Origin of the sequence: Streptomyces sp. XD-27, from assembly GCF_030553055.1 — a bacterium.
GTDB lineage: Bacteria > Actinomycetota > Actinomycetes > Streptomycetales > Streptomycetaceae > Streptomyces.
In genome coordinates this window covers 6,652,775-6,676,358 of the sequence record NZ_CP130713.1, presented here as the reverse complement: position 1 = coordinate 6,676,358, position 23,584 = coordinate 6,652,775, and the positions used below count along the sequence as shown (strand labels likewise).

At 73.9% G+C, this 23,584-nt stretch carries 17 protein-coding genes, 7 tRNA genes and 4 pseudogenes; 10 read left to right on the top strand and 18 right to left on the bottom strand.

From position 1 onward, the window contains the following. Nucleotides 1–51: 51 nt before the first annotated feature. From thrS to Q3Y56_RS29150, 3 genes and pseudogenes are all read right to left on the bottom strand, one after another. Nucleotides 52–2,031 carry a threonine--tRNA ligase gene (gene thrS / locus Q3Y56_RS29160; protein WP_304464762.1) on the bottom strand — a complete coding sequence of 660 codons (1,980 nt, stop codon included), beginning with the start codon at nucleotides 2,029–2,031 and terminating at the stop codon, nucleotides 52–54. Nucleotides 2,032–2,189: 158 nt separating this feature from the next. Beyond that, nucleotides 2,190–3,388, bottom strand: a pseudogene (locus Q3Y56_RS29155) (hypothetical protein). Between the two features lies 1 nt (nucleotide 3,389). Next, nucleotides 3,390–3,965 (bottom strand): annotated as a pseudogene (locus tag Q3Y56_RS29150) (DUF4365 domain-containing protein); the annotation flags it as partial. 204 nt (nucleotides 3,966–4,169) lie between these two features. On the opposite strand from Q3Y56_RS29150, the gene Q3Y56_RS29145 reads away from it, so the two are divergent. Continuing rightward, entirely contained in the window at nucleotides 4,170–4,895 is a 726-nt protein-coding gene (locus Q3Y56_RS29145) for an exonuclease domain-containing protein (RefSeq protein WP_304464761.1), read from the top strand. A gap of 73 nt (nucleotides 4,896–4,968) precedes the next feature. Here the strand turns inward: Q3Y56_RS29145 and Q3Y56_RS29140 are convergent. The 4 genes and pseudogenes from Q3Y56_RS29140 to Q3Y56_RS29125 form a co-directional block, all read right to left on the bottom strand. Beyond that, nucleotides 4,969–5,040, bottom strand: a tRNA-Val gene (locus Q3Y56_RS29140). Between the two features lie 63 nt (nucleotides 5,041–5,103). Further along, nucleotides 5,104–5,576: pseudogene (locus Q3Y56_RS29135) on the bottom strand (SRPBCC family protein). Nucleotides 5,577–5,645: 69 nt separating this feature from the next. Then, nucleotides 5,646–5,717: transfer RNA gene (locus Q3Y56_RS29130), tRNA-Val, on the bottom strand. Between the two features lie 76 nt (nucleotides 5,718–5,793). Further along, nucleotides 5,794–6,249: a TIGR02611 family protein gene (locus Q3Y56_RS29125; RefSeq protein WP_304464760.1), complete on the bottom strand. Its 456-nt coding sequence runs from the start codon at nucleotides 6,247–6,249 to the stop codon at nucleotides 5,794–5,796. A 190-nt stretch (nucleotides 6,250–6,439) separates the two neighbouring features. Here Q3Y56_RS29125 and Q3Y56_RS29120 point away from each other — a divergent pair, with 190 nt between their 5' ends. Together Q3Y56_RS29120 and Q3Y56_RS29115 are read left to right on the top strand one after the other, a co-directional pair. Continuing rightward, complete coding sequence (locus tag Q3Y56_RS29120; protein ID WP_003959770.1) at nucleotides 6,440–6,853, top strand: SsgA family sporulation/cell division regulator; 414 nt, start codon at nucleotides 6,440–6,442, stop codon at nucleotides 6,851–6,853. 220 nt (nucleotides 6,854–7,073) lie between these two features. Continuing rightward, a complete protein-coding gene (locus tag Q3Y56_RS29115; protein WP_304464759.1) occupies nucleotides 7,074–7,631 on the top strand; it encodes a CGNR zinc finger domain-containing protein in 558 nt (185 codons plus the stop codon). Nucleotides 7,632–7,647: 16 nt separating this feature from the next. Here Q3Y56_RS29115 and Q3Y56_RS29110 read toward each other — a convergent pair whose 3' ends face one another. Further along, the gene (locus Q3Y56_RS29110; RefSeq protein ID WP_304464758.1) at nucleotides 7,648–7,818 is read right to left on the bottom strand and encodes a hypothetical protein; all 171 of its coding nucleotides are present in this window, start codon (nucleotides 7,816–7,818) and stop codon (nucleotides 7,648–7,650) included. Nucleotides 7,819–7,910: 92 nt separating this feature from the next. Continuing rightward, on the bottom strand, nucleotides 7,911–8,330 hold the full coding sequence (locus tag Q3Y56_RS29105; protein WP_304464757.1) for a hypothetical protein: 420 nt from the start codon (nucleotides 8,328–8,330) through the stop codon (nucleotides 7,911–7,913). Nucleotides 8,331–8,534: 204 nt separating this feature from the next. Between Q3Y56_RS29105 and Q3Y56_RS29100 the strand changes: the two genes are divergently transcribed. Beyond that, the gene (locus Q3Y56_RS29100; RefSeq protein WP_304464756.1) at nucleotides 8,535–9,005 is read left to right on the top strand and encodes a DsbA family protein; all 471 of its coding nucleotides are present in this window, start codon (nucleotides 8,535–8,537) and stop codon (nucleotides 9,003–9,005) included. A gap of 28 nt (nucleotides 9,006–9,033) precedes the next feature. Here the strand turns inward: Q3Y56_RS29100 and Q3Y56_RS29095 are convergent, their stop codons facing one another. The 3 genes from Q3Y56_RS29095 to Q3Y56_RS29085 all read right to left on the bottom strand — a co-directional run bounded on the left by Q3Y56_RS29095 (nucleotide 9,034) and on the right by Q3Y56_RS29085 (nucleotide 11,919). Continuing rightward, nucleotides 9,034–9,870, bottom strand: a complete 837-nt coding sequence (locus Q3Y56_RS29095; RefSeq protein ID WP_304464755.1) for a GNAT family N-acetyltransferase — start codon at nucleotides 9,868–9,870, stop codon at nucleotides 9,034–9,036. A 157-nt stretch (nucleotides 9,871–10,027) separates the two neighbouring features. Beyond that, nucleotides 10,028–10,852, bottom strand: coding sequence for an aminotransferase class IV (locus Q3Y56_RS29090; RefSeq protein ID WP_304464754.1), 825 nt, complete (start codon nucleotides 10,850–10,852; stop codon nucleotides 10,028–10,030). After that, nucleotides 10,849–11,919: a chorismate-binding protein gene (locus tag Q3Y56_RS29085; protein ID WP_304464753.1), complete on the bottom strand. Its 1,071-nt coding sequence runs from the start codon at nucleotides 11,917–11,919 to the stop codon at nucleotides 10,849–10,851. The genes Q3Y56_RS29090 and Q3Y56_RS29085 overlap by 4 nt, the downstream gene beginning before the upstream one ends. A 215-nt stretch (nucleotides 11,920–12,134) precedes the next feature. Here Q3Y56_RS29085 and Q3Y56_RS29080 point away from each other — a divergent pair. From Q3Y56_RS29080 to Q3Y56_RS29060, 5 genes are all read left to right on the top strand, one after another. After that, nucleotides 12,135–12,207 (top strand) — tRNA-Gly (locus tag Q3Y56_RS29080). A gap of 30 nt (nucleotides 12,208–12,237) precedes the next feature. Then, nucleotides 12,238–12,308 (top strand) — tRNA-Cys (locus tag Q3Y56_RS29075). A gap of 4 nt (nucleotides 12,309–12,312) precedes the next feature. Further along, nucleotides 12,313–12,384 (top strand) — tRNA-Val (locus Q3Y56_RS29070). Nucleotides 12,385–12,427: 43 nt separating this feature from the next. After that, nucleotides 12,428–12,499 (top strand) — tRNA-Val (locus Q3Y56_RS29065). 45 nt (nucleotides 12,500–12,544) lie between these two features. After that, nucleotides 12,545–12,616 (top strand) — tRNA-Val (locus Q3Y56_RS29060). Nucleotides 12,617–12,754: 138 nt separating this feature from the next. Here the strand turns inward: Q3Y56_RS29060 and Q3Y56_RS29055 are convergent. The 3 genes and pseudogenes from Q3Y56_RS29055 to Q3Y56_RS29045 all read right to left on the bottom strand — a co-directional run bounded on the left by Q3Y56_RS29055 (nucleotide 12,755) and on the right by Q3Y56_RS29045 (nucleotide 15,200). Next, on the bottom strand, nucleotides 12,755–13,054 hold the full coding sequence (locus Q3Y56_RS29055) for a zf-TFIIB domain-containing protein (protein WP_304464752.1): 300 nt from the start codon (nucleotides 13,052–13,054) through the stop codon (nucleotides 12,755–12,757). A gap of 66 nt (nucleotides 13,055–13,120) precedes the next feature. Continuing rightward, nucleotides 13,121–14,158, bottom strand: coding sequence for a phosphotransferase (locus Q3Y56_RS29050; protein WP_304465848.1), 1,038 nt, complete (start codon nucleotides 14,156–14,158; stop codon nucleotides 13,121–13,123). 698 nt (nucleotides 14,159–14,856) lie between these two features. Beyond that, a pseudogene (locus tag Q3Y56_RS29045) lies at nucleotides 14,857–15,200 on the bottom strand (hypothetical protein). Between the two features lie 229 nt (nucleotides 15,201–15,429). On the opposite strand from Q3Y56_RS29045, the gene Q3Y56_RS29040 reads away from it, so the two are divergent. Continuing rightward, complete coding sequence (locus tag Q3Y56_RS29040; protein ID WP_304464751.1) at nucleotides 15,430–16,716, top strand: serine/threonine-protein kinase; 1,287 nt, start codon at nucleotides 15,430–15,432, stop codon at nucleotides 16,714–16,716. Between the two features lie 103 nt (nucleotides 16,717–16,819). Here the strand turns inward: Q3Y56_RS29040 and Q3Y56_RS29035 are convergent, their stop codons facing one another. The 3 genes from Q3Y56_RS29035 to cobT all read right to left on the bottom strand — a co-directional run bounded on the left by Q3Y56_RS29035 (nucleotide 16,820) and on the right by cobT (nucleotide 23,409). After that, complete coding sequence (locus Q3Y56_RS29035) at nucleotides 16,820–17,638, bottom strand: RNA methyltransferase (protein ID WP_304464750.1); 819 nt, start codon at nucleotides 17,636–17,638, stop codon at nucleotides 16,820–16,822. A gap of 44 nt (nucleotides 17,639–17,682) precedes the next feature. After that, the gene (gene cobA / locus Q3Y56_RS29030) at nucleotides 17,683–18,903 is read right to left on the bottom strand and encodes a uroporphyrinogen-III C-methyltransferase (RefSeq protein WP_304464749.1); all 1,221 of its coding nucleotides are present in this window, start codon (nucleotides 18,901–18,903) and stop codon (nucleotides 17,683–17,685) included. A 210-nt stretch (nucleotides 18,904–19,113) separates the two neighbouring features. Beyond that, nucleotides 19,114–23,409: a nicotinate-nucleotide--dimethylbenzimidazole phosphoribosyltransferase gene (cobT, locus tag Q3Y56_RS29025; protein ID WP_304464748.1), complete on the bottom strand. Its 4,296-nt coding sequence runs from the start codon at nucleotides 23,407–23,409 to the stop codon at nucleotides 19,114–19,116. Nucleotides 23,410–23,584 lie beyond the last annotated feature (175 nt).

Sequence of the window (23,584 nt, the reverse complement as noted above, 5' to 3'; positions counted from 1 at the left end):
AAGAACGGGCCCCGGGGGCAGTGCCCCGGGGCCCGTGACCGTGTGCGCGGATCAGACCTGGACGCGGTCCTCGACGGCCTTGGCGATCTCGGCGAGCGCTTCCGCGACCGGAATGCCGTTCTTCTGCGACCCGTCGCGGTAGCGGAACGACACCGCGTTCTGCGCCACGTCGTCGTCACCCGCGATGACCATGAACGGCACCTTGGCCTTCTGGGCGTTGCGGATCTTCTTCTGCATGCGGTCGGAGGACGCGTCGACCTCCATCCGCAGCCCCTTGGCCTTCGCCTGGGCCGCGAACTCCCGCAGGTACGGCACGTGCGCGTCGCCGATCGGGATGCCGACCGCCTGGACCGGGGCCAGCCACGCCGGGAACGCGCCCGCGTAGTGCTCCAGGAGCACCGCGAAGAACCGCTCGATGGAGCCGAACAGCGCGCGGTGGATCATGACCGGGGTCTGCCGGGAGCCGTCCGCCGCGGTGTACTCCAGGTTGAACCGCTTCGGCTGCTGGAAGTCCACCTGGAGCGTCGACATCTGCCAGGTACGGCCGATGGCGTCCTTCGCCTGGACCGAGATCTTCGGCCCGTAGTACGCCGCGCCGCCCGGGTCCATGACCAGGTCCAGGCCCTGCTTCTCCGCGGCCTGGCGCAAGGTCTCGGTGGCCTCCTCCCACTCCTCCGGCTCACCGATGAACTTCTCGGACTCGTCGCGGGTGGACAGCTCCAGGTAGAAGTCGGTCAGGCCGTAGTCGCGCAGCAGGTTCAGGACGAAGGTGAGCAGGCTGTCCAGCTCGTCGCCCATCTGCTCCTTGGTGCAGTAGATGTGCGAGTCGTCCTGGGTGAAGCCGCGGGCACGGGTCAGACCGTGGACCACGCCGGACTTCTCGTAGCGGTAGACCGTGCCGAACTCGAAGAGCCGCAGCGGCAGCTCACGGTAGGACCGCCCGCGCGCCCTGAAGATCAGGTTGTGCATCGGGCAGTTCATGGCCTTGAGGTAGTAGTCCTGCCCCTCGAACTCCATGGGCGGGAACATCGACTCGGCGTAGTGCGGCAGGTGCCCCGAGGTCTCGAAGAGGTTGGCCTTCGTGATGTGCGGGGTGTTGACGAACTCGTAGTCCGACTCCTCGTGCCGCTTGCGCGAGTAGTCCTCCATGACCCGGCGGATCACACCGCCCTTGGGGTGGAAGACCGCGAGGCCCGAGCCCAGCTCCTCCGGGATGGAGAACAGGTCCAGCTCGTTGCCGAGCTTGCGGTGATCGCGCTTCTCGGCCTCGGCCAGGAACTCCAGGTGCGCCTTGAGCTCGTCCTTGGACGGCCAGGCGGTGCCGTAGATGCGCTGGAGCATCGGGTTCTTCTCGCTGCCGCGCCAGTAGGCACCGGCGCTGCGCATCAGCTTGAAGGCCGGGATGACGCGGGTGCTGGGCAGGTGCGGACCGCGGCAGAGGTCCTTCCAGCACAGGTCGCCGGTCTTGGCGTCCAGGTTGTCGTAGATGGTCAGCTCGCCCGCGCCGACCTCGGCGGAGGCGCCCTCGGCGGCGTCGGCGGCCGAGCCCTTGAGGCCGATCAGCTCCAGCTTGTACGGCTCGTCGGCCAGCTCCTCGCGGGCGGCCTCGTCGGTCACCACGCGGCGGGCGAACTTCTGCCCGCGCTTCTGGATCTCCTGCATCTTCTTCTCGATGCGCTTGAGATCGTCCGGGTGGAACGGGTTCTCGACGTCGAAGTCGTAGTAGAAGCCGTCGCGGATCGGCGGGCCGATGCCCAGCTTCGCCTCCGGGAACAGCTCCTGCACGGCCTGCGCGAGCACGTGCGCGGTGGAGTGGCGCAGGATGTCCAGGCCGTCGGGGCTGGAGATCTCGACCGGCTCGACCTCGTCGCCGTCGGCGACCTCGTACGCCAGGTCCTTGAGCTGTCCGGCCACGCGCGCGGCGACGATGCTGCGGTCCCCGTCGAAGAGGTCCGCGGCCGTCGTGCCCGTGGTCACCACGCGCTCTTCCCGCTCGGAATCGCGTTGGATGATCACACGGACGTCTGACACCGGTCTCTCCTGACTCATGGATGCGTCGCAGCGGACACTGCGCAGCGTGAATCGTACCGAGCCGGAGGGTGTGACCGCGAAACGGTTTGCCGCCGTGACCCGGCCCTGACCGCGTTCCTCAGTCCTCGACCGCGTTCCTCAGCCGTCGACCGCGTGCCTCAGTCGTCGGAGAGGCCGGCAGCGCCGCCGCACGCCTCCTCGAAGAAGTCCAGGTTCTCCTGGAGCGCCTTGACCAGCCGGTCCCGCTCGGCCTCGTCGACCTCGACCGGGGTCACGCCGGTCGCGCCGGTGAGCCGGCGGAAGCCGCCCCGGCTCTCCAGTCGGCCGCTGACCCTGACCGGGAGGCCGACCAGGTGCGCGTGGCCCGCGATGCGGTAGTCGTCCTCGTCCAGGGCGATGCGCACCTGGTCGACGTCGGCCCCGGCGAGCACCCTCAGCCGTACGATGCCGGGGCCTCCGGGGCGGCGCGGCGCAGCCGGACGACGGCGCCGGTGATCCGGACCGGGACGGACGGCTCGTCCCGCAGGTAGCGTGCGCCGGCCTCGCGCAGCGCGGACAGGTCGCCCGGGGTGAACTCGACCGGTTCCGGCCGGGGCGTGAAGCCGTCCGGCGGGCCCGCGGCGGGTGACCACTCCAGCGCGACGCGGGTGCCCTCGCTGCCCCGTACCAGCGCCACCAGGGACTCGGTCAGCTCGCGGCTCACGCCCGCCCCCACCGCGGCGTCGAACGCCTCCATGCCGCCGGTGGCCCGCTGGTAGTCGGCGGCGTCGCGGGCGGCGTACAGCGCGCGCAGCAGGGCGGCCGTGACCGCCCGCCCGGCGGCGACGGGGACGAACACGGTCAGCGCCCGGCCGCCGGGCGCCGGGGTGACGGGGCCGACCAGGACCCGGTCGAGCGTCGCCTCGACCGCGCGGCGGTGCCGGGCACCGTGGTAGCCGGCGCGTTCCTGGGCGGCCAGGGCGCCGGCGAGCAGCATCGTGCGGGCGGCGGCCCGCAGCTGCTCCTGGGCGGTCCAGGCCGCGGCCCCCTCGACGGACTCGGGGACATCCCGCCACCAGCGGATCTCGTCGCTGGGGACGGTGAGGCCGATGAGCACGTCGCGGGCGGTCGGCGCGGCGCTGCGGGCGAGCGCGGTCAGCGCCTCGGCGAGCAGGTCGCCGCTGTCGGGGAAATCGCGGCTGTCGGGTACGAGCAGGCTGGTGCCGCCGAGGGGGCCGGGCGGTGTCCAGCGCGCGTACCGGCCCGGTGCGCCGCCGCGGCGCCGCCAGCCGTGCCGGGCGAGGAGCGCGCCGAGCACGGCCGGGTCGACCTGGCCGGGATGCGGGGTGGGTACGGGCTCGTCGGTCGGCCAGTGCATCAGGGTCTCCCTCCCGCCCGACCCGGGTCATGATCTCGCAGAGCGCGCGGTCGTCGAAGACGCGCGTGGTCGGAATCCGCACGGTGGTCCGGCGGCGGCCCGTGACCGGGTGGCCCGCCAGGTTGGTCCAGTAGCAACAGTGCCGCAGCGCGAGGCGGTCGTGTCCGGCGCGGAGCCAGTCCTCCTGGCGGCGGGGCGCGATCATCACGACGAGGATCTTGTGCACCGACACCGGGCTGCGGGCGAGCTTGACCAGGTGGTCGTTGTCGAGGGTGAAGGCGAAGGTGGCGCCCGGCGGCCGGGGGCCGAGCTGGTACGTGCACTTCAGCTGCACCTTGATCGTCACTTCGTCGTCGACGGTGTGGCCGCGGGAGCTGTGGCTGACGTGCCAGTCGATGCCGTTGTCGGGGAAGGGCTGGGCCAGGGAGCAGCCGGCGGCGGCCGCGACGGCGTGCAGATAGCCCACCTGAAGGGTCTCCATGCAGGCGGTGGTGGCGAGCGCGCCGCGCAGTGGGGCGATCGGCTCGGGTGACGGGCTGTGCGCCTGGGTGGCCGGGTCGGGCTGCGCGAGCGCCATGTCGCCATCGCCTTCCGGGCTTTGCCGTGCCTGTCCGGCGAAGCACCGGACCGTACACCTGTGTTGTCTCCTGGCCGGAGTACCGGCAAACGAAGGGCGTCGGCGGCGCGGGAAGGGCGGTTCGGCGGCCGGTCTCCTCGGGTATCACCTGCTCGGGCCCGGACGTATCTGCCATTCGGCACGCAAGCACGAGGAGTTGGGGCCATGCCGTGCTGGTTCGAGGGACCGCTCGCCGCCTTCGACACGGAGACCACGGGTGTCGACGTCGAACAGGACCGGATCGTGTCCGCCGCGCTGGTCGTACAGCGCGTGCCGGGCGGGGTGCCGGAGGTCATGCGGTGGCTGGTGAGCCCCGGGGTGCCCGTCCCGGAGGCGGCGAGCGCGATACACGGGCTGACCGACGACCATCTGCAGCGTCACGGGCGGTGGCCGGCGCCGGTGATGGAGGAGGTGGCGCGGGCGCTGGCGGAGCAGTCGTTGCGCGGCACGCCGCTGGTGGTGATGAACGCGCCGTTCGATCTGACGCTGCTGGACCGGGAGTTGAAGCGGCATCGGAACCGCTCGCTGGCCGCCTATCTGTCGACCAGTTCGCTGTGTGTGCTCGATCCGCGGGTGCTCGACAAGCATCTGGACCGCTATCGCAAGGGGCGCCGTACGCTGGCGGACCTGTGCGCCCACTACGCGGTGGATCTGCTGGACGCGCACGACGCGGCGGCCGACGCGGTCGCGGCGCTGGAGGTCGTCCGGGCGGTCGGCCGCCGGTTCGCGGCCCGGCTGGAGGGGCTGAGCCCGGCGGAGCTGCACACCCGCCAGGCGGTGTGGTACGCGGCACAGGCCCGCGGTCTCCAGGCGTGGTTCGCGCGCAACGGTTCGGACGAGACGTGCGACCCGGCGTGGCCGCTGCGCCCGGAGCTGCCCGCCGCGGCGTAGCACCTCGGCAATGCGCAGGACCTCGGCAATGCCCGAGGCCGGGCCGCCTGTTGGCGGCCCGGCCTCGTCGGGGTGGGCGATACTGGGTTCGAACCAGTGACCTCTTCGGTGTGAACGAAGCGCTCTCCCACTGAGCTAATCGCCCCGGCTTTCCGGCCGGTCTGCCCGGCGGAACGACCTGAACAATACAGGTCGTGGGCGGCTTCCTTCAAACCGCATTTCCGTCCCGTTCCCGCTCCCGCTCGGCCAGCAGCGCCCGCAGGCCGCGCAGGCCGCCGCGCATCATCAGCGCGTGGTTGGCGCGGAAGAGGGGCGGCCCGGTACGGCGAGTCGGCGCAGCAGCGGCTTGCGGACGACGACGTCCTGCTCGAAGAGGGCGCGGGTACCGGCGCCACGGGCGTGTACGGTCCACCGCGCCCAGCCCTCCAGGTCGCCGTGGAGCGCGGTCCACAGCTCCCCCGCCGCCGGGTCCTGACGCACCTGGTCGGAGGTCACGGCGAGGTCGTACGGAATGAGGGAACGGATCCGGGCGCTGCCGCCGCCGTCCTCGTAGCGGGCCGCCTCGCGGACCTGCGGCCACCAGCGCGGGTAGTCCTCGGCGGCCGCGAGCGCCGCGTAGACGGCGTCCGGTGGGGCGTCGAGGTCCCAGCGGCTGCGGAAGCGGTAGTGGCACCAGTCCATGGGCTCAGTGTGCGGCGCGGCAAAGCCGAGGGCCCGGAGGTTGTGAAACCTCCGGGCCCTCGGTCCGGGTGGGCGATACTGGGTTCGAACCAGTGACCTCTTCGGTGTGAACGAAGCGCTCTCCCACTGAGCTAATCGCCCGGGCGCAGGCCCAACATTAGCGCATGTCAGACGGTGCCCGTGACCAACCGTCGGCCGGTCACGGGCGGGCCCTGGGTCACTCGTCGATCTTCCACGGCATGACGATGCCGAACTTCCAGAGGTAGACCGCGGCGGCGGCCGCGCAGATCACCAGCGTGATGACCGTCAGGGTGAGGTTCCGCTTCCGCACCCTCGGATCCAGCGCGCGCTGCGCCGCCTCGGTGACCTTGCGCTTGGTCCAGCGCAGCGCGAGCTGCGCCCAGACGAACTCGGTCGCCCAGATCGCCATGCCGCCGAAGATCACCACCCAGCCGGGGCCGGGCAGGGGCAGCATGATGATGCCCACGACCACGACCGCGAGCCCCACCACGAAGACTCCGACCTGCCAGCTCAGGTGCAGGGCACGGGATCTCTTGATGAATCCCGGCGCCTTGGAACCGAGTGCCGGTTCCGCCTTGGCGCCGTCCCCCGTCGTCGCAGGGCCGGCCGCCGAATCGGCGACGCCCTGTCGACCGTCACTCTCCGCATTCATATAACCAAACGTACCCGATGCCGCGGCGTCACCGGGACGGCGGAACCGACGCGCCGAATAATCCGCCGCACGAGCTATCAGAACACCCACAAAACGGGCAGAGGGGTTTACAACGGCACCGTAGGTGGCATGTCGATTTCGCCGACGTGCGAATCCCCGAGCGCACACTGAGCGAAAGGCCCTGGCGCTTATGAACACCACGGTCAGCTGCGAGCTGCACCTGCGCCTCGTTGTGTCGAGCGAGTCCTCACTGCCTGTACCCGCGGGCCTGCGGTATGACACGGCCGATCCTTATGCCGTGCACGCCACCTTCCACACCGGAGCCGAGGAGACGGTCGAGTGGGTGTTCGCCCGCGACCTTCTCGCCGAGGGCCTGCACCGGCCCACGGGCACCGGCGACGTCCGCGTCTGGCCGTCCCGCAGCCACGGTCAGGGCGTCGTCTGCATCGCCCTGAGCTCTCCGGAAGGCGAGGCTCTGCTCGAGGCCCCGGCGCGGGCCCTGGAATCGTTCCTCAAGCGAACCGACGCCGCCGTGCCCCCGGGCACCGAGCACCGCCACTTCGATCTCGATACGGAGCTCTCCCACATCCTGGCGGAGAGCTGAGGAGGTCCGGGACAAGCTGAGAGACCGCGCCGTCCGACTCGGGGAGACGGCGCACGCACGACAATGGCACAGCAATGGCACAGCACAGGTGACGACGGTGCCGTCGCCGCGGCGTCCCGTGGCGGCGGCACCGTCGCGCGCAGCCGCTAGAGTCGGCAGGATCGAAGGCGGCGGCCGCTGAGCGGCCACCGCCGCCCCGGCCGGCCAGGGAGCCAACACCGTGCTGATCAACCATGACACCCGGTACGCGCTCGACGTGGTCGTCGAGCTGGTGAACACCGCGCCGCAGGGCGAGGGCCACGACGACCTCGCCGACGTCGCCGCACTGCGGCGCTTCGTCGAACAGAGCGACATCAGCGACGTCGGGACGCTCGGGGAACGCGACCTGGCGGCCGTACGCGGCGTGCGCGACCAGTTCGCCCAGGTCTTCGCCGCGACCGACACCAGGAGCACCGTCGACCTGCTGAACCGGATGGTCGCGGCCGCGGGCACCACCCCGCGGCTCACCGACCACGACGGCTACGACTGGCACGTGCACTACTTCGCGCCGGGCGCGTCCGTCGCCGACCACCTCGCCGCGGACGGCGGCATGGCGCTGGCGTTCCTGGTGGTCGCGGGCGAGCGCGAGCGGCTGCGGCGCTGCGAGGCACCGGACTGCGGACGCGCCTTCGTCGACCTGTCCCGCAACCGCTCACGCCGCTACTGCGACAGCCGTACCTGCGGCAACCGGCTGCACGTCGCGGCCTACCGGGCACGGCGGCGCGAAGCCGCGGAGTGACCTCTCACCCTGACGCTCACCACCGGTACAGATCGTGGACCGCGGTGAGCAGAAGCAGTGCGCCGATGACCCCGAGGAAGAGCATCAGCGGGGGCTGGGAGAGGGCGAAGAGACAGCCACGGGGCTCTTCGCTGGGCGGAACGGTCGGGCTCTCGACGGGAGAGGTCTCCCCTGGTGATTGCAGCATCTCGGGCACGATCATGGCCCAGCGGCGCAGGCCCCGATGGCCAACGCGCCATTTTCACCCGGTAGTTCGGGGCGCGTCTCGGATGGTGGACCTCAGATCCCGTGTTTTTTGAGGATGGCCTCGATGTCGGCGAGGTCCTCGTCGCCCGAGCCCGCCGACCGCTTGGCCTTCCCCCTGCCCAGCACCCGGCGTCCGGGGCCGTCCGAGGAGCGGACCGCCGTGCGCCCCGCGCTCTCGCCGCCGTCCGGCTCCGGGGTCCGTCGCCGCTCCACGGCGCGGGTGACCGTGAACAGCAGCCAGGACAGGCCGAGCACGGCGAAGCCGAGCCACACCGTGGGGTCGAAGACCAGGTCCGCGATCCAGTCGAGGATCCCGGTCATGGCCAGGCCGATGGGGATCAGCGCGTAGGCGGCGATCCGGGCAGCGGCCAGGAAACGCTTGCGGTACGCCGTCAGCAGGGCGATGCCCAGGCCGCCCGCGGAGAGCGCGACGCACACGGTGTCGATCAGCATCGGATCCTCCTGGCGATGGGAGCTGTGCTTCCATCCTGCACCCTGCGGCGCGCCGCGGGCCACGATCCGAAGGCCGCCTCAGGGACATCTCGGGGGCGGCCCTCCTCCCCGGGTGCCGGCCGGATCCCGGTTCGAGGACACCCGCGGGAGCTGGAAGACTGGCCCCATGAGCGACGCCGACCTCCCCGCCCCCTCGTCCTCGACGTGTGGTGCGAGCTCCAGTGCCCCGACTGCCGCACCGCGCTGACCGATCTGCGCGCGCTGCGCGACCGGTTCGGGGACCGGCTCGAGATCCGGCTCCGGCACTTCCCGCTGGAGCGGCACAAGCACGCCCGCGCGGCGGCGCAGGCCGCGGAGGAGGCGGCCGAGCAGGGCCGGGGCTGGGAGTACGTCGAAGCGGTGCTGGAGCGTACGGAGGAGCTGGGCGCGCGCGGCGAGGAGCTGCTCGTGGAGGTGGCGCGCGAACTGGGCCTGGACGCCGAGGAGATGGACACCGCGCTGATCGACGGCCGGCACCTGCTGATCGTCGACGCCGACGAGGCCGAGGGCAAGGCGATCGGGGTGACCGGCACGCCCACCTACGTGATCGGCGGGGGGCGGCTCGACGGCGGCAAGAGCCAGGAGGGGCTGCGCGAGCGCATCGAGGAGATCGCCGCCCGCCTGCTGGCCGAGTAGGCCGCGTCTCGGGGGCCGCGGCTTCGGCCTAGATCAGCTGCTTGAAGAGGTTGTACTGGGTCGGGCGGTAGCCGAGCGACTGGTACAGCCGCAGCGCCGGGGTGTTGCCCGCGAAGACGTGCAGTCCGAGGGCGCGCGCGCCGGCCGCCAGGCACTCGCGCTCGGCGACCAGCATCAGGGTGCGGCCGTGGCCCCGGCCGCGGTGGTCCTCGGCGACCTCGACGGAGTACACGTACGCCTCCCCCTGGTCGCCGCGCGGGTCGTGCAGCGCGACCCATATCGTCCCCACGTCGGTGCCGCCGTGGGCCAGGATGCGCAGCCACGCCCCGGGCGTGGCCGGGCCCTGGGGCAACAGCCGCGCGTAGTCGTCGTCCGCCTTGGCGCGCGCCTGGTCCTCGGGGACGCCGCGGCTGGTCCACTCCCGTATGTATCCCTCGCGCTCGTGGGCCAGCCACGCCGGATACTCCGCGTCCGACAAGGGACGGTCCGTGCTGCCCGCGGGCAGTTCCGGGGCCCGGCCGAGGTGCTTGATCATGTTCCGACCGCGTTCGCCGTAGCCCAGCGCCCCCGCGAGCCCGAGCGCGGTCGTGGCGCCGGCGGGGACGGCGGCCTCGATCCGCTCGCAGCCCCAGCCGCGCAGCACCTCCTCGGCGGCGAGCGCGGCGACCGTGCCCCGGCCGCGGTGCCGGTCCGCCGGATCGATCTCCAGCCGCTCGATCCGCCCCACCGAGGGGCCGAAGCGGTGGTCGGTGGCGAGCTCGATCCGGCCGACGGGGCGGCTGTTGACGCAGACGTCGTACGTGCGGGCTCGCCCGCCGTCCTCGGTGCGCTGCTCTGGTCCGGTGGGCCGCAAGGTGGTGGTCACCCTGGTGTTCTACCCGGCCCCGGGGCGGCGCGTCACCCCGGTTTTCGGATCTTCGTTCCCCGAACCGGCGGGCGTACGCCCCCCCGGGGGGGCGGCGGGTCAGGCCTACGGCCCCAGGGGCCGGCGGGTCAGCCGGTACGGCCCCGGGGGCGGCGGGTCAGGCGGGGTCGGGGTCCGCCGCCGACCGCTCGGTAAAGATCCGCAGGGCCTCGGCCGTGATCGGGCCCGGCGCGCCCGGCAGCGACCGGCCGTCCAGCCGCGCCACGGCCTGGACGTCCCGCAGCGTGGAGGTCAAGAAGACCTCCTCGGCCCGGTCCAGCGCCTCCAGGGGCAGGTCCGTCTCCTTGGCGCCGACCCACTGCACCACGAGGGCCCGGGTGATGCCGGCCAGGCAGCCGGAGGCGACCGGCGGGGTGTGCAGTTCACCGTCGAGGACGACGAAGACGTTGGAGCCGGTGCCTTCGCAGAGTTGGCCGACGGTGTTGGCGAACAGCGCCTCGGACGCGCCCTGTTCGTGCGCGCGGGCGAGCGCCACGACGTTCTCGGCGTAGGAGGTGGTCTTCAGACCGGCCAGCGCCCCGCGCTCGTTGCGGGTCCAGGGGACCGTGATCACGGCGGTGGTGTCCGGTCGGCGCGGGCATGCGCCGAGCGCGACGGCGAGGGTCGGGCCCGTCGTACCCCGGTCGGAGCCGAGCGGAGACAGCCCGCCGGTGTAGGTGATCCGCAGCCGGCCGAACGGCATCGGGTTGGCCTCCAGCACGACGGCGCAGGCCCGCCGCACCTCGTCCAGGTCCGGCTCGGGCAGCCCCAGACCACGCGCGGAGCGGGCCAGGCGCTCCAGGTGGCGGGTGACGGCGAAGGCCCTGCCGTGCTCCGCCTTCAGGGTCTCGAAGACGCCGTCCCCCACGGTCATCCCGTGGTCGAGCACGGACACCCGTGCGTCGGCCACGTCCCGCAGCGCTCCATCGAGCCAGATCCTCACCGTGCGTTCCCTCCCGTCAGCTGATGTGCCGCTCCCGACGCTACCGCGAGCAGCCGGGCGGCCTTCAGTTCGGTTTCGTCCCATTCGCGCTCCGGGTCGGAGCCCCAGGTGATGCCCGCGCCGGTGCCGAAGCGCAGCACGGGGCCGCCCGGGTGGTCACTGGGGGCGCGGTCGATCCAGAACGTGCGGATGCCCACGGCCAGCTCGCCGGTGCCGCTGTCGGCGTCCACCCAGCCGATGCCGCCGCAGTACGGCCCGCGGGGCGCGGTCTCCAGCTCCTTGATGATCCGCAGCGCGCTGGACTTGGGGGCGCCGGTGACCGAGCCGGGCGGGAAGGTCGCGGCGAACAGCTCCGGCCAGCCCGCCCCCTCGGCGAGCTCGCCGCGCACGGTGGAGACCAGGTGCACCAGGCCGGGGTGGGGCTCGACCGCGCACAGCGCGGGCACGGTCACGGAGCCGGTGGCGCACACCCGCCCGAGATCGTTGCGGACCAGGTCCACGATCATCACGTTCTCGGCGTGGTCCTTCTCCAGCAGGTCCGCCGCCGTCCGCCCGGTGCCCTTGATCGGCCCGGACTCCACGGCGCGGCCGGTGCGCCGCAGGTAGAGCTCGGGTGAGGCGGTGGCGACCTCCACACCGTGGGCGGGCAGCCGGACCGTACCGGCGTACGGGGCGGGGTTGCCACGCGCCAGCAGCGCGGTGAGGGCGTCGACGTCGGCGCGGGCCGGGTCCGGCAGCGGCGCGGTCAGCACCCGGCACAGGTTGGCCTGGTAGACGTCGCCGGCCGCTATGTACTGGCGGATCCGCCGTACGCCCGCGACGTAGCCGTCCCGATCCAGGGAGGAGGTCCAGTCGGTGGGCGCGGGGCCGTGCCAGGCGCCGGGTACGGGCCGGGGAACGGGCTCGCCGCGGACGTCCCCGAAGCGGGCGCAGACCAGACCGCCCTCGAAGTCGGCGACCACCGCCCAGAAGCCCGCGGACTCCAGTGCTTCGGGGTCCCGGGTGACATCGCGCAGGTCAGTGGCGACGAGGCCGCCGAAGCGAGCCAGAGGGGGCAAGTCGTACACGCCTGCGAGTGTATGGCGGGCTCCGGCGGGCCGCCTCAGGCGGGTGAACGCTGCCTCAGGCGGGTGAACGGCGGGTGAGCGCGCCGCGAGCAGCACAGCACGCTGGGCAAACGGAATTTGAGCTGGCTCAGGAATCCGCTAGAGTTCAACACGTCGCCGGGACGCGAAAGCGCCCCGGGGATACGATGCCTCCCGGATCTCATCCGGGGACATATGCGGACGTGGCTCAGTTGGTAGAGCATCACCTTGCCAAGGTGAGGGTCGCGAGTTCGAATCTCGTCGTCCGCTCGAAGTGGGGGATTCCCGTCCCCCGCGATTGGTGGAGTGGCCGAGAGGCGAGGCAACGGCCTGCAAAGCCGTCTACACGGGTTCAAATCCCGTCTCCACCTCTACGGACGATTAGCTCAGCGGGAGAGCGCTTCCCTGACACGGAAGAGGTCACTGGTTCAATCCCAGTATCGTCCACTGGGTCCGCGAGGACCTGACGCAGGCCCGCGAGGGCCTGCCCGCGCGATTAGCTCAGCGGGAGAGCGCTTCCCTGACACGGAAGAGGTCACTGGTTCAATCCCAGTATCGCGCACGCTGTACCCGAGATCGCCGAGCATGATGGCGGTCGCGGTCCCGAGGACGATTAGCTCAGCGGGAGAGCGCTTCCCTGACACGGAAGAGGTCACTGGTTCAATCCCAGTATCGTCCACACCGATCGACTGAGGGCCGGAGCAGACGCTCCGGCCCTCAGTCGTCTCCGGGGCTCGGGCTCAGGAGTGCTCCTGAGCGCTCGGGAGCTCAGGAGCACTCGGCAGCCCAGCGCTCAGGACTTCAGCGGCTCAGCGGCTCAGGACGAGAAGAGCATGTGGGCGAAACCCCGCTTGTGGCCGTGGTGCCCGTGATGCCCGTGGTGCTGCGGAGCGCCCCAGGCGGGGGCCGGGGCCGCGGGGTACGGCTGCGCCGGGTACGCCTGCGGGGCCGGGGCGGGGGGCGGCGGGGCGGGCTGCGTCCACTGCGCCTCGAGCCGGGTCAGCGCCTCCAGCTCGCCGTAGTCCAGGAAGATCCCCCGGCAGCCGCTGCACTGCTCGATCTGGACACCGTTGCGGTCGTAGGTATGCATCGGCGCGTGACACTTGGGACACTGCATGTCCGCTCAACTCCTTACACATCGGACAGTCGCACCGCCGGGAACATCCCGGCGGGCACGTCGAGTTCACCCTACGGCCTCGGGGAGCCGTGCGATGCGGGCACAGGCGTCCACCATCGCCTCCGCGGCCTCGTCCAGCCCGACGCGGGCGGCGGCGGCCTTGGCGAGAGCGGTGGCGGCCGACTGCACGGTCAGCGCGCGGGCGGGCACGTCCAGCGCGGGCCAGGGGTCGTCGCCGAAGCCGACGGCGGGCCCGCCCGCGTCGCGGTAGGCGGTGAGCAACCGGTTCCACTCCCCGGGCGCGAGCAGCCCGGCGGCGTACCAGGCGGCGGGCCGTGCGAGGTCCCAGGCCGGGTCGCCCAGCCCCAGGTCGTCGATGTCGATGAGCACCCACGGACCATCGGGCGCCGGGTGCCGGACGAGCTGCCCCAGGTGCAGATCGCCGTGGCACACGGCCCGGCTGCCCGGGGCAGGGCCATCGCAGCGGGCGACGGGGCCCGGGGCCTCGACGCGGGCGCCCGGGGCCGGGGGCCGGCCACTGCCCCGCGGGCGGGGGGTCTCCGCGCGGGCAGCCGGGGCCGGGGCCTCGGCTCGGGCCCAGGGCGGCAGGCCCGCCCAGGCACGCAGCACGGCGTCGGCAGCCGCCGTGCCTCCGGCGGGGGACGCGGTGAGCCGGGCGACCGCGAGGGCGGCCTTGGCCGGGCCGCGCATCGGCGGCAGTGGCAGCGGCAGGTCGTCGCACGGGAGGGTGTGCAGCCGCGCGAGGAGCGCTCCGGCCTCCTCCCACGGCACCGCCTCGGGCCGGTCCGGGCAGACCGGTACGCCGTACGGCCACAGGGTCATGAGGCGACCGCCCGGCAGGACGCCCGGCTCGGGCATCAGCGGGGGCAACAGGATCCCCGCCGCCCTTGGACCAGCGGCGAAGCGCAGCCTCGCGGCCAGGGCGGCCGGCTCGCCCGGCCCGGCGGCGGGCGCGTGCGCCTTGGCGACGACGGGGCCGCAGCGGACGACCGTCCCGTCGGGGCGGTCCGCGAGCACGGTCGCCTCACCGGCGGGGCCGCTGCCGTGCCACGCCGTGTGCGGGGTGTCCGGACCGTTGGGCACGTCGGGTGCCTGGGCAGCCGCCCGGCGGGCGGCCTCGGCGAGGTGCCGTACATGGGGTGCGGCGAGACCGCCCGGTCCTGAGCTCACAGTTCCCGCCCCGCGTCGTACGTGCTGGTGCCAAGGGGATGCTACCCAGTGGCGATGCGACACCGGCGCCCCGTCCGCGCCCGCCTGCCCCCGGTCCCCGCCGGCAACCAGGGGCTTCGCCCTCTGGACCTCGGGTCCGGGCGGAGCCCCGCACGCGGCGTCGCGCACCGGGGCAGGGCGGGCAAGGGGCACGGGCGGCGCGGCACGTGCGGAGGTCGCGGTTCTCGGCGGGGCGGTGTCGGGGGGGGTGAGGGCGGGGCATCCGGTCCCGGAGGCGGGTTCCTGGTGGGCAGGTTGCGCGAACCACTCGCGCCAAAACGGCTCGATGGCCGGGCAGTTCCCCAACTACCCGGCCATTCGTGCCGTCCGCCGCACCCCCGTCCCCACGGGGTTGATGGCCGGAAGTCCCCGGTCCGGGCCGCTCTCCCGGACCCGGGGCGCCTGAGCGCCCCAGCATTCCCGCCACGGACGACGCTTGTGTGACGACCGCTTCCCAGCCGCCGAACAGGACAGCGAGGAATCCATGTGCAGCGGCGGGCGTCTGACCTCGGGGGACGAGTGCTGCGCCCGCCGCTTGACCTCAACATTAGGCGCGCGGGCCGACCCCGGCGTCATGCCTTCGTACTGATTACCGGGCCTCCATGAGGATGACGTCCACCCGGTGCGCGTACTCCCCTGGGTGGAGATGCCGACTCACGGTCGGGGTTGTCCCGGAGGGGTCCGCCCACCTGCCCCTTGTCAGCCCTGGGCACCCGGTCGCCCGGCCGATGCCAGACCCGTTCGGCCGTGCGCGGGTTGTACGCACACCGCCCCCGGTCCGGGTGACTTCGCTCACTTCCGCCGCGCCCCACCGCACCGCCGTCTCCGTCCGGCGGCCCGGCCCGTCCGCCGCCACCTGACACGCCCGGGTCGTCTCCCCGGCGGCGCGGGCCGACCCCGCCCGATCACCCTCCACCCGATCAACCCCCCTTCTGCGGAGGCGCTTTGAGATCACGCGGCGCGGTGCGGAGCCGGGCTCGCCCGGCTGCGGCCCGCAACTCGCCGCTCCCGGCGACCTCTGACAATCCATCGCCCGACGCATGCGCGGCCTCGCAGCACGGCGGGCCGTCAATCCGTAAGCTGTGGCTCGTCAGACGGAACGGCAGCGGAGAGTGGGGCCTCCCCACCGGAGGTAGGGGACGGACATGGCGATGATGCGGCTCCGCCGCGAGGACCCGCGTGTCGTCGGCTCTTTCCGCCTCCACCGGCGGCTCGGCGCGGGCGGCATGGGCGTGGTGTACCTCGGCTCCGACCGGCGCGGCCAGCGCGTGGCGCTGAAGGTGATCCGTCCGGATCTGGCCGAGGACCAGGAGTTCCGGTCGCGGTTCGCGCGGGAGGTGTCGGCGGCGCGCCGGATCCGCGGCGGCTGTACGGCCCGGCTGGTGGCCGCCGATCTGGAGGCGGAGCGGCCGTGGTTCGCCACCCAGTACGTCCCGGGCCCGTCCCTGCACGACAAGATCAACGAGGCGGGCCCGCTGCCCGCCGCTCAGGTCGCGTCGATCGGTTCGGCGCTGGCCGAGGGGCTGTTGGCGGTCCATGACGCGGGCGTCGTGCACCGCGATCTGAAGCCGTCGAACATCCTGCTGTCCCCCAAGGGGCCGCGGATCATCGACTTCGGCATCGCCTGGGCGACCGGCGCCAGCACGCTGACGCACGTCGGCACGGCCGTCGGCTCCCCCGGTTTCCTCGCGCCCGAGCAGGTGCGCGGTGCGGCGGTGACCCCGGCCACGGACGTCTTCGCGCTGGGCGCCACGCTCGCGTACGCCGCCACCTCCGACACCCCGTTCGGGCACGGCAGTTCCGAGGTGATGCTCTACCGCGTGGTGCACGAGGAGCCGCAGCTGATGGCGGTGCCCGACGCGCTCGCCCCGCTGATCCACGCCTGCCTGGCCAAGGACCCGGAGGAGCGGCCCAGCACGCTCCAGCTGTCGCTGCGGCTGAAGGAGATCGCGGCCCGCGAGGCGCACGGGGTGCGGGACACGCGCGCGCCGGGGCCGCGGCAGCACCCGGAGCGGCCGACCGGGCGGCGTGCCGACGAGTACGCGCGGCAGCGCACGGAGCGCCGTCCCGAGGACGGGGCGACGCCGCGCCCCGGGGGCGCCTCCCGGACGGCCTCCGGGTCCGGGTCGCGCTCGCCCGCGCCGCGCTCGGGATCGCGTACGGCACCGGGCAGCCGCCCGGGCGGGCGGACGGCCGGGCGCACCCCGGTGCGGCGTCCGGGCCGGCGGCCGGCGCCGCGTACCGGGTCCGGCGGCCGCCGTCCGGTCGGCCCGAACCGCCGGCTGCTGCGTCAGCGGCTGATCGTCTTCATCGTGGTGACGCTGCTGGCGGCACTCGGCATCGGAGCGGCGCAGGGCTGCCAGGGTCCGGTGGACGGGCTGCTCGACCGGCACCCCGCGCCGACGGCTCCCCGGACTCCCGGCGAACTCTGAGGCATACCCAGACTCCGGCGGGCTCTGAGACATCCCCGGACTCCCGGCGGCTCTGAGGGACGTCACCACCGCGGTGAGCGGTGCGCGATGAGCGGTGCGCGGATCAGTCCCGTGGTCGGCCGGCGGTGACCGCGTAGAACGCGACGGCCGCGGCGGCGCCCACGTTCAGGGAGTCGACGCCGTGGGCCATCGGGATCCGGACCCACTCGTCGGCCGCCATCAGCGCCTGCCGGGACAGCCCCTCCCCTTCCGCGCCCAGCATCAGCGCGACCCGGTCGAGCCGGTGCGGGGCGGCCTCGTCCATGGCGGTGGCCTTCTCGTCGGGAGTGAGCGCCAGCAGGGTGAACCCGGCGTCGCGCACCGCGTCCAGACCGCGCGGCCAGGTCTCCAGCCGGGCGTACGGCACCGAGAACACGGCCCCCATGGAGACCTTCACCGACCGCCGGTACAGCGGGTCGGCGCAGTCCGGCGAGAGCAGCACCGCGTCCATGCCCAGCGCGGCGGCGCTGCGGAAGATGGCGCCTATGTTGGTGTGGTCGTTGACCGACTCCATGATGACGACGCGGCGCGCCGAGGCCAGCAGTGTCCCGGCGTCCGGCAGCGGCGTGCGCTGCATGGAGGCGAGTGCGCCGCGGTGGACGTGATAGCCCGTCACCCGCTCGGCCAGTTCGGGGCTGACCGCGTACACCGGCGCCGGTACCTCGTCGATGACGTCGCGCATGACGTCGACCCACTTGGCCGACAGCAGCATCGAGCGCATCTCGTACCCGGCCTGCCGGGCGCGCCGGATCACCTTCTCGCCCTCGGCGATGAACAGCCCTTCGGCGGGCTCGCGCTTGCGGCGCAGCTCCACGTCGGTCAGGCCGAGGTAGTCGCTCAGGCGCGGGTCGGCGGGGTCGTCGATGGTGATGAGTTCAGCCACAGGGTGATACTGCCTTGTCCTGGTTGTGGTGCCAACGCCGGGCGTTACCGACGGTTACGTGAGCCGAGGGCGACGACGTCGCCGATCACGATGACGGCGGGCGGGCGTACGCCCTCCGCGGCGACCGTCTCCCCCACCGTGGCGAGCGTCGCGTCGACCCGCCGCTGCGACGCGGTCGTCCCCTCCTGTACGACGGCGACGGGCGTGTCCCCGTCCCGGCCGTGGGACATGAGCGCCGCGGCGATCCTGCCGATCTTCTCCACGGCCATCAGCAGCACCAGCGTGCCGCGCAGCTTGGCCAGCGCCGCCCAGTCGACGAGCGAACTCGGGTCGTCCGGCGCGACATGGCCGCTGACCACGGTGAACTCGTGCGCGACGCCCCGGTGCGTGACCGGGATCCCGGCGGCACCCGGCACGCTGATGGAGCTGGAGATGCCCGGCACCACCGTGCACGGGATCCCGGCCTCCGCCAGCGCCTCGGCCTCCTCCATCCCCCGGCCGAAGACGAACGGGTCCCCGCCCTTGAGCCGCACGACCGCCTTGCCCGCCCGCGCGTGCTCGATCAGCGCGTTGTTGATGGCCTCCTGCGCCATGAACCGGCCGTAGGGGATCTTCGCGGCGTCGATCACCTCGACGTGCGGCGGCAGCTCGTCCAGCAGGTCGCGCGGCCCGAGCCGGTCCGCGATGACGACATCGGCCTCGGCGAGCAGCCTCCGGCCCCGTACGGTGATCAGATCCGGGTCGCCGGGCCCGCCGCCCACGAGTGCGACGCCCGGCGTGCGGCTCCGGCGGTGCGGCGCGGCGAGCGAGCCGTCCCGCAGCCCCTCCACCACCGCGTCCCGCACGGCCGCCGAGCGGAGCGGATCCTGGCCGGTCAGCACGGCGACGGTCACGCCCTCGCTGCGTCCGGTCGCCGGCGTCCACGCCGACGCGGCCTCGGCGTCGTCGCTGCGCACACACCACACCCGCCGCCGCTCCGCCTCGGCGGACGCGGCCGCGTTGGCCTGCGGGTCGTCGGTGGTGATCAGCGCGTACCAGGCGCCCTCGAAGTCGCCGTCCCGGTACGTGCGGCGCTCCCAGCGGAGTTCGCCCGCGTCGGCCATCGCCTCGACGGACGCCGTCGCCGACGGCGACACCAGCAGGATGTCCGCGCCCGCCGCGATCAGCGCCGGCAGCCGGCGCTGGGCGACCTGCCCCGCCCCGAGCACGACCACGCGCCGCCCGGAAAGGCGCAGTCCGACGGGGTAAGCGAAGTTCTCGGGCATGGCGGTGCGGCTCTCCTCGTACGGTTGCGCTGACCGCTGCGGCACTGAAGCGGCTGATCAAGTATGGGGGCGGCTCCGCCGAGCCCCTCCCCCCGGTCCTCTTGGCGCATACCCTACGACCTGCGGCCGGCGCCGTCGCATGCCCGCACCTGCGGTACGGATCACTCGGCGGCGCCGGGGGGCGGGGGAACAGGACAGACTTCTGCGGGGTCAGCCCTTCTCGGTGACCCCCGCCGAGTCGAACGTCGCCACCTCGTGCATCGCCCGCGCGGCGCTCTGCACCACCGGCAGCGCGAGCAGCGCGCCCGTGCCCTCGCCGAGGCGCAGGTCCAGGTCGACCAGCGGCCGCAGCCCGAGCTTGGTCAGGGCCGCCCGGTGCCCGGGCTCCGCGCTGCGGTGCCCGGCGATGCACGCCGCCAGCGCCTCCGGCGCGATGGCGCGCGCCACGAGGGCGGCGGCACCCGCGCTGACCCCGTCCAGGATCACCGGCGTACGCAGGGACGCGCCGCCGAGCAGCAGGCCGACGAGCGCCGCGTGCTCCAGTCCGCCGATCGCCGCCAGGACGCCGATCGGGTCCGTCGGGTCCGGCTGGTGCAGCTCCAGCGCGCGCCGTACGACATCGACCTTCCGCGCGTGCATCTCGTCGTTGATGCCCGTGCCGCGCCCGGTGATCTCCGCCGGGTCGGCGCCCGTGTACACCGAGATCAGCGCGGCCGACACAGTGGTGTTGGCGATGCCCATCTCGCCCGTGAGCAGCGCCTTGTTCCCGGCGGCCACCAGGTCGCGGGCGGTCTCGATGCCCACCTCGATGGCGCGCAGGGCGTCCTCGCGGCTCATGGCGGGGCCGGCGGTGAAGTCGTCGGTGCCCGCGCGGACCTTGCGGGGCAGCAGCCCCGGCGTACTGGGCAGGTCGCCCGCGACGCCGACGTCCACCACGCACACCTCGGCGCCGACCTGGTTGGCGAAGGCGTTGCACACGGCCCCGCCGCCCAGGAAGTTGGCCACCATCTGGCTGGTGACCTCCTGCGGCCAGGCGGTGACGCCCTGGGCGTGCACCCCGTGGTCACCCGCGAAGATCGCCACCGCGGCGGGCTCCGGGATCGGCGGCGGGCACTTCCGGGACAGTCCGCTGAGCTGCGCGGAGATGATCTCCAGCATGCCGAGCGCACCGGACGGCTTGGTCATGCGCTTCTGCCGCTCCCACGCCTCGCCGAGCGCCTTGGCGTCCAGCGGGCGGATGCCGCGGAGGGTCTCCTGGAGCAGGTCGTGCGGCTCCTCGCCGGGCAGCGCGCGCCGCCCGTACGTCTCCTCGTGGACGACCCACGACAGCGGGCGGCGCTTGGACCAGCCCGCCTGCATCAGCTCCGGCTCGTCCGGGAACTCGTCCACGTACCCGACGCACAGGTACGCCACGACCTCCAGGTGCTCCGGGAGCCCCAGCGCCCGCACCATCTCGCGCTCGTCGAAGAAGCTGACCCAGCCCACGCCGAGGCCCTCGGCGCGCGCGGCGAGCCAGAGGTTCTCGACGGCCAGCGCCGAGGAGTACGGCGCCATCTGCGGCTGGGTGTGCCGGCCGAGGGTGTGGCGGCCGCCGCGCGTGGGGTCGGCGGTCACCACGATGTTGACCGGGGTGTCGAGGATCGCCTCGATCTTCAGTTCCTTGAACTGCTTCGCCCGAGCCTTGGGCAGGGACTTGGCGTACGCCTCGCGCTGGCGGGTGGCCAGCTCGTGCATCGTGCGGCGGGTCTCCTCGGACCGGATGACGACGAAGTCCCACGGCTGGGAGTGGCCGACGCTGGGCGCGGTGTGCGCGGCCTCCAGGACGCGCAGCAGCACCTCGTGCGGGATGGGGTCGGTGCGGAAGCCGTTGCGGATGTCGCGGCGCTCCCGCATCACCCGGTGTACGGCGGCGCGCTCGGCCTCGCCGTACCCCTCGGCGGCCGGGGCGACGGGGGCGGGCGGCTCCTCCGGCACGGCGGCGGCAGCCGGGTCGGCGGCCCCGGCTTCGGCCTGGGCTTCGGCTTCGGCGGCACCGGCTTCCGTCGCCTCGCCCGGGGCTCCGGCCGCTGCAACGGGCTCTTCCGCGGGCTGGGCAGCGGGGGTCTGGGCAGCGGGTTCGGTGCCGTCGGCGGCGGCCTCCGCCGCGGGACCGGTGATCGCCTCGGCCGGAACCTCGCTCGGGACGTCGGTCGGGATCTCGGTGGAGGCGTCGGCAGCAGCGGGCGCGTCGGCGGCGGACGCGGCCTCCGCGGGCGCGGCATCGGCCCCGGCCTCGGCCTCGGCGGACGGGGCGTCGGGCGCCGAAGTCTCGGGCGCGAGCTGGGCTGCGGCAGCCGCGTCGGCCTCAGTGGTCCCCTCCACCGCGGGAGCGTCAGCCGCCGGGGCCTCGGGCGCCTGAGCCGCGGGCGCGTCGGCGGCCCGGACCGTCTCTGCCCCCTCGGCCACGTTCTCCTCGGGCGCGGGAGCCGGGGCTTCGTTGTTTATTGACGCTGCGGCCTGCTCGGGCTGCGGGGCGGGCCCGGCCGAAGCGGCGGCCCCGGTCGCGGGAGCAGCCTCGGCCTGAGGCGCGGGCGCGTCACCGGTGACGGTCGCGGGCTCCGGCACCGGCGCGGCCCCGGCGGTCTCGACCGGCTCGGCCGCTGCTGCCGTCGGAGCCTGCTCGGTCGGCGGGACCGCCACGGCTTCCTGCCCTTCCTCGGCTGCGGATTCCGGCTCGGTGTCGCTCGGAGCGGCCCCGGGCTGGGCGGCGGAGGCTTCGGCCTCCGCCATGTCGGCTTCGGCCGTCTGCGCCGGTACGGGCACGGGCTGCTCCGGTACGGGGGCGGGAGCAGAGGCAGAGGCGGGGGCAGGCTCACCGGCCGCCTGCGCCGGTACGAACGGGACCGCGCCCTGCGGCTCGCCGCCCGGCGCGGGGGCCGCGGACTGCGCGGTCGGCGCGGACTGCTGAGCTTCCTGCGCGCCACCGGGCGTCGGTTGCCCCGGCACGGCCTGGGCCACCGGCACCGCCTGCGGCAGCGGCTCGGGCTGCGCCTCGCCAGCCGCGGCCCACTGCGCGCCCTCCACCGGTGCCCCCGATGCGACGGACGGGCCGGGTGGCGCGGGTACGGCACCCGGCTGCGCGGCGATCGCCGTCTGCTCGGGTGCGACCCCGGGCTGCTCGACGCCAGCGGTCTGCTCGGATGCGCCACCGGACGGCGCTGCGACCGCAGCCTGCTCGGTTGCGGCACCCTGTTGCTCGGCCGCGACGGCGTGTTGCTCGGCTACGAGGCCGGGCTGCTCGGCCACCGCACCCGTCTGCTCGGAGACGACACCAGGCTGCTCGGAGACGACACCAGGCTGCTCGGCGACCGCGGGCTGTTCAGCCACCACCGCACCCGTCTGCTCGGGCGGGACGCTGCCGTCCGCCGGATGCTGTGCGACAGCGTCGGGTGCGGCGGCTGGTGCGGCGGCCGGAACCCCGGCCGCGAGCTCGGCGTCCGGCCCGGCGACGGGCACGTCGGCCACCGGCTGCGCCGCGGCCGCCGTCTGATCCGCCGCCACCTCGGACACCGCGGGCTCAGGCGTCGGCACGGCCTCGGCCACCGGCGCCTCGCTCACGGCGGCGACCGGCGCCTCGTTCTCGTTCACGGCGGCCTCCGGCGCGGCCGCGTCGCCGCCCGACGCCGCGGGCACCTGCGCCTGGCCCGCGGAAACCTCGCCCGCGGGTGCGCCCGCACCGGGCGCCTCGGCCACCGGCACACCGGTCACCGGCACCTCGGCGCCGGGCGCCTCCGCGGGTGGCGGGAGCGAGTCCACGTACACCGGTTCGGCGGCGTGCTGTGCCGTCTGACCGGCCGTGTCCTCCGGCGCGGCGAGCCCCTGCTGCGGGTCGCCCGGCCACGGCTCGGCGGCCATCGGCGGCAGCTCACCGAGCTGCGGACCCGGCAGCGGCTCCGCCGTCTGCGCGTTCATCTGCACGTTCATCTGTGCATCCGTCTGGGCGTTCATCTGCGCGTCCGGCGCGGCCGGTTCCGCGGCCTGCGTGTCCAGGTACTCCGGTCCCCCGGCGGGCATGGGCGCGGCCTGCTGCGGCAGCGGCGCGCTCTGCGGGGCGACCGCCGGAGCGGCGGCCGGGGCCGGGGGCACGGTGGCCGGGCCGCGGTCGGCGAGCGAGCGGACAACGCCGCCGGTGGGCGCGTCCGGCACCGGCGGGCCCATGTGCAGCGGGCGGCGGTTGGACGGCGACGCCTGCTGCGGCACCTGGTACTGCGCCTGGTGCTCCACCCACGCGCCCTGCGCGCCCGGCATCAGCAGCTGGTCGTCCTCGTCAGCGCCGACCGCGCCGTCGTGCTGATGCGCGACCTGCGGGTCGGGGTAGGCGTACGCCGTCGGTGCGGGCGCGCCCGGGTGCTGGAGGTGTGCGGCGTCGGCAGGGGTGTGAACGTCCGCGGAGTGCGGCGGAAGTCCGGGTTGTCCGCCTGCGTTCTCCGGCAGCCCCTCGCCCGGGACCTGGCCGGTGTCGGTCATGCGTTCCCTCGCCCATCGCTAGTGCTCAGCCAGTGCTCAGCTCGTGCTCATTCCAACCCGCCCACAGCAAGAACGAGCGTGCGCGGTGCGCGGCACGTTGCACGTCCCCGGCCCTGCCGTACCGCGGCCCACCAAGCGGGGGGCGCATTCCGGCCATTGGCATATAAATCACCGA

Excerpts from the sequence above, each read along its gene's own strand:
- Q3Y56_RS29145 (WP_304464761.1), top strand. The coding sequence starts at position 4,170 with ATGCCGTGCTGGTTCGAGGGACCGCTCGCCGCCTTCGACACGGAGACC.
- Q3Y56_RS29125 (WP_304464760.1), bottom strand. The coding sequence starts at position 6,249 with ATGAATGCGGAGAGTGACGGTCGACAGGGCGTCGCCGATTCGGCGGCC.
- Q3Y56_RS29120 (WP_003959770.1), top strand. The coding sequence starts at position 6,440 with ATGAACACCACGGTCAGCTGCGAGCTGCACCTGCGCCTCGTTGTGTCG.
- Q3Y56_RS29110 (WP_304464758.1), bottom strand. The coding sequence starts at position 7,818 with ATGCTGCAATCACCAGGGGAGACCTCTCCCGTCGAGAGCCCGACCGTT.
- Q3Y56_RS29105 (WP_304464757.1), bottom strand. The coding sequence starts at position 8,330 with ATGCTGATCGACACCGTGTGCGTCGCGCTCTCCGCGGGCGGCCTGGGC.
- Q3Y56_RS29055 (WP_304464752.1), bottom strand. The coding sequence starts at position 13,054 with ATGCAGTGTCCCAAGTGTCACGCGCCGATGCATACCTACGACCGCAAC.
- Q3Y56_RS29040 (WP_304464751.1), top strand. The coding sequence starts at position 15,430 with ATGGCGATGATGCGGCTCCGCCGCGAGGACCCGCGTGTCGTCGGCTCT.
- cobA (WP_304464749.1), bottom strand. The coding sequence starts at position 18,903 with ATGCCCGAGAACTTCGCTTACCCCGTCGGACTGCGCCTTTCCGGGCGG.
- cobT (WP_304464748.1), bottom strand. The coding sequence starts at position 23,409 with ATGACCGACACCGGCCAGGTCCCGGGCGAGGGGCTGCCGGAGAACGCA.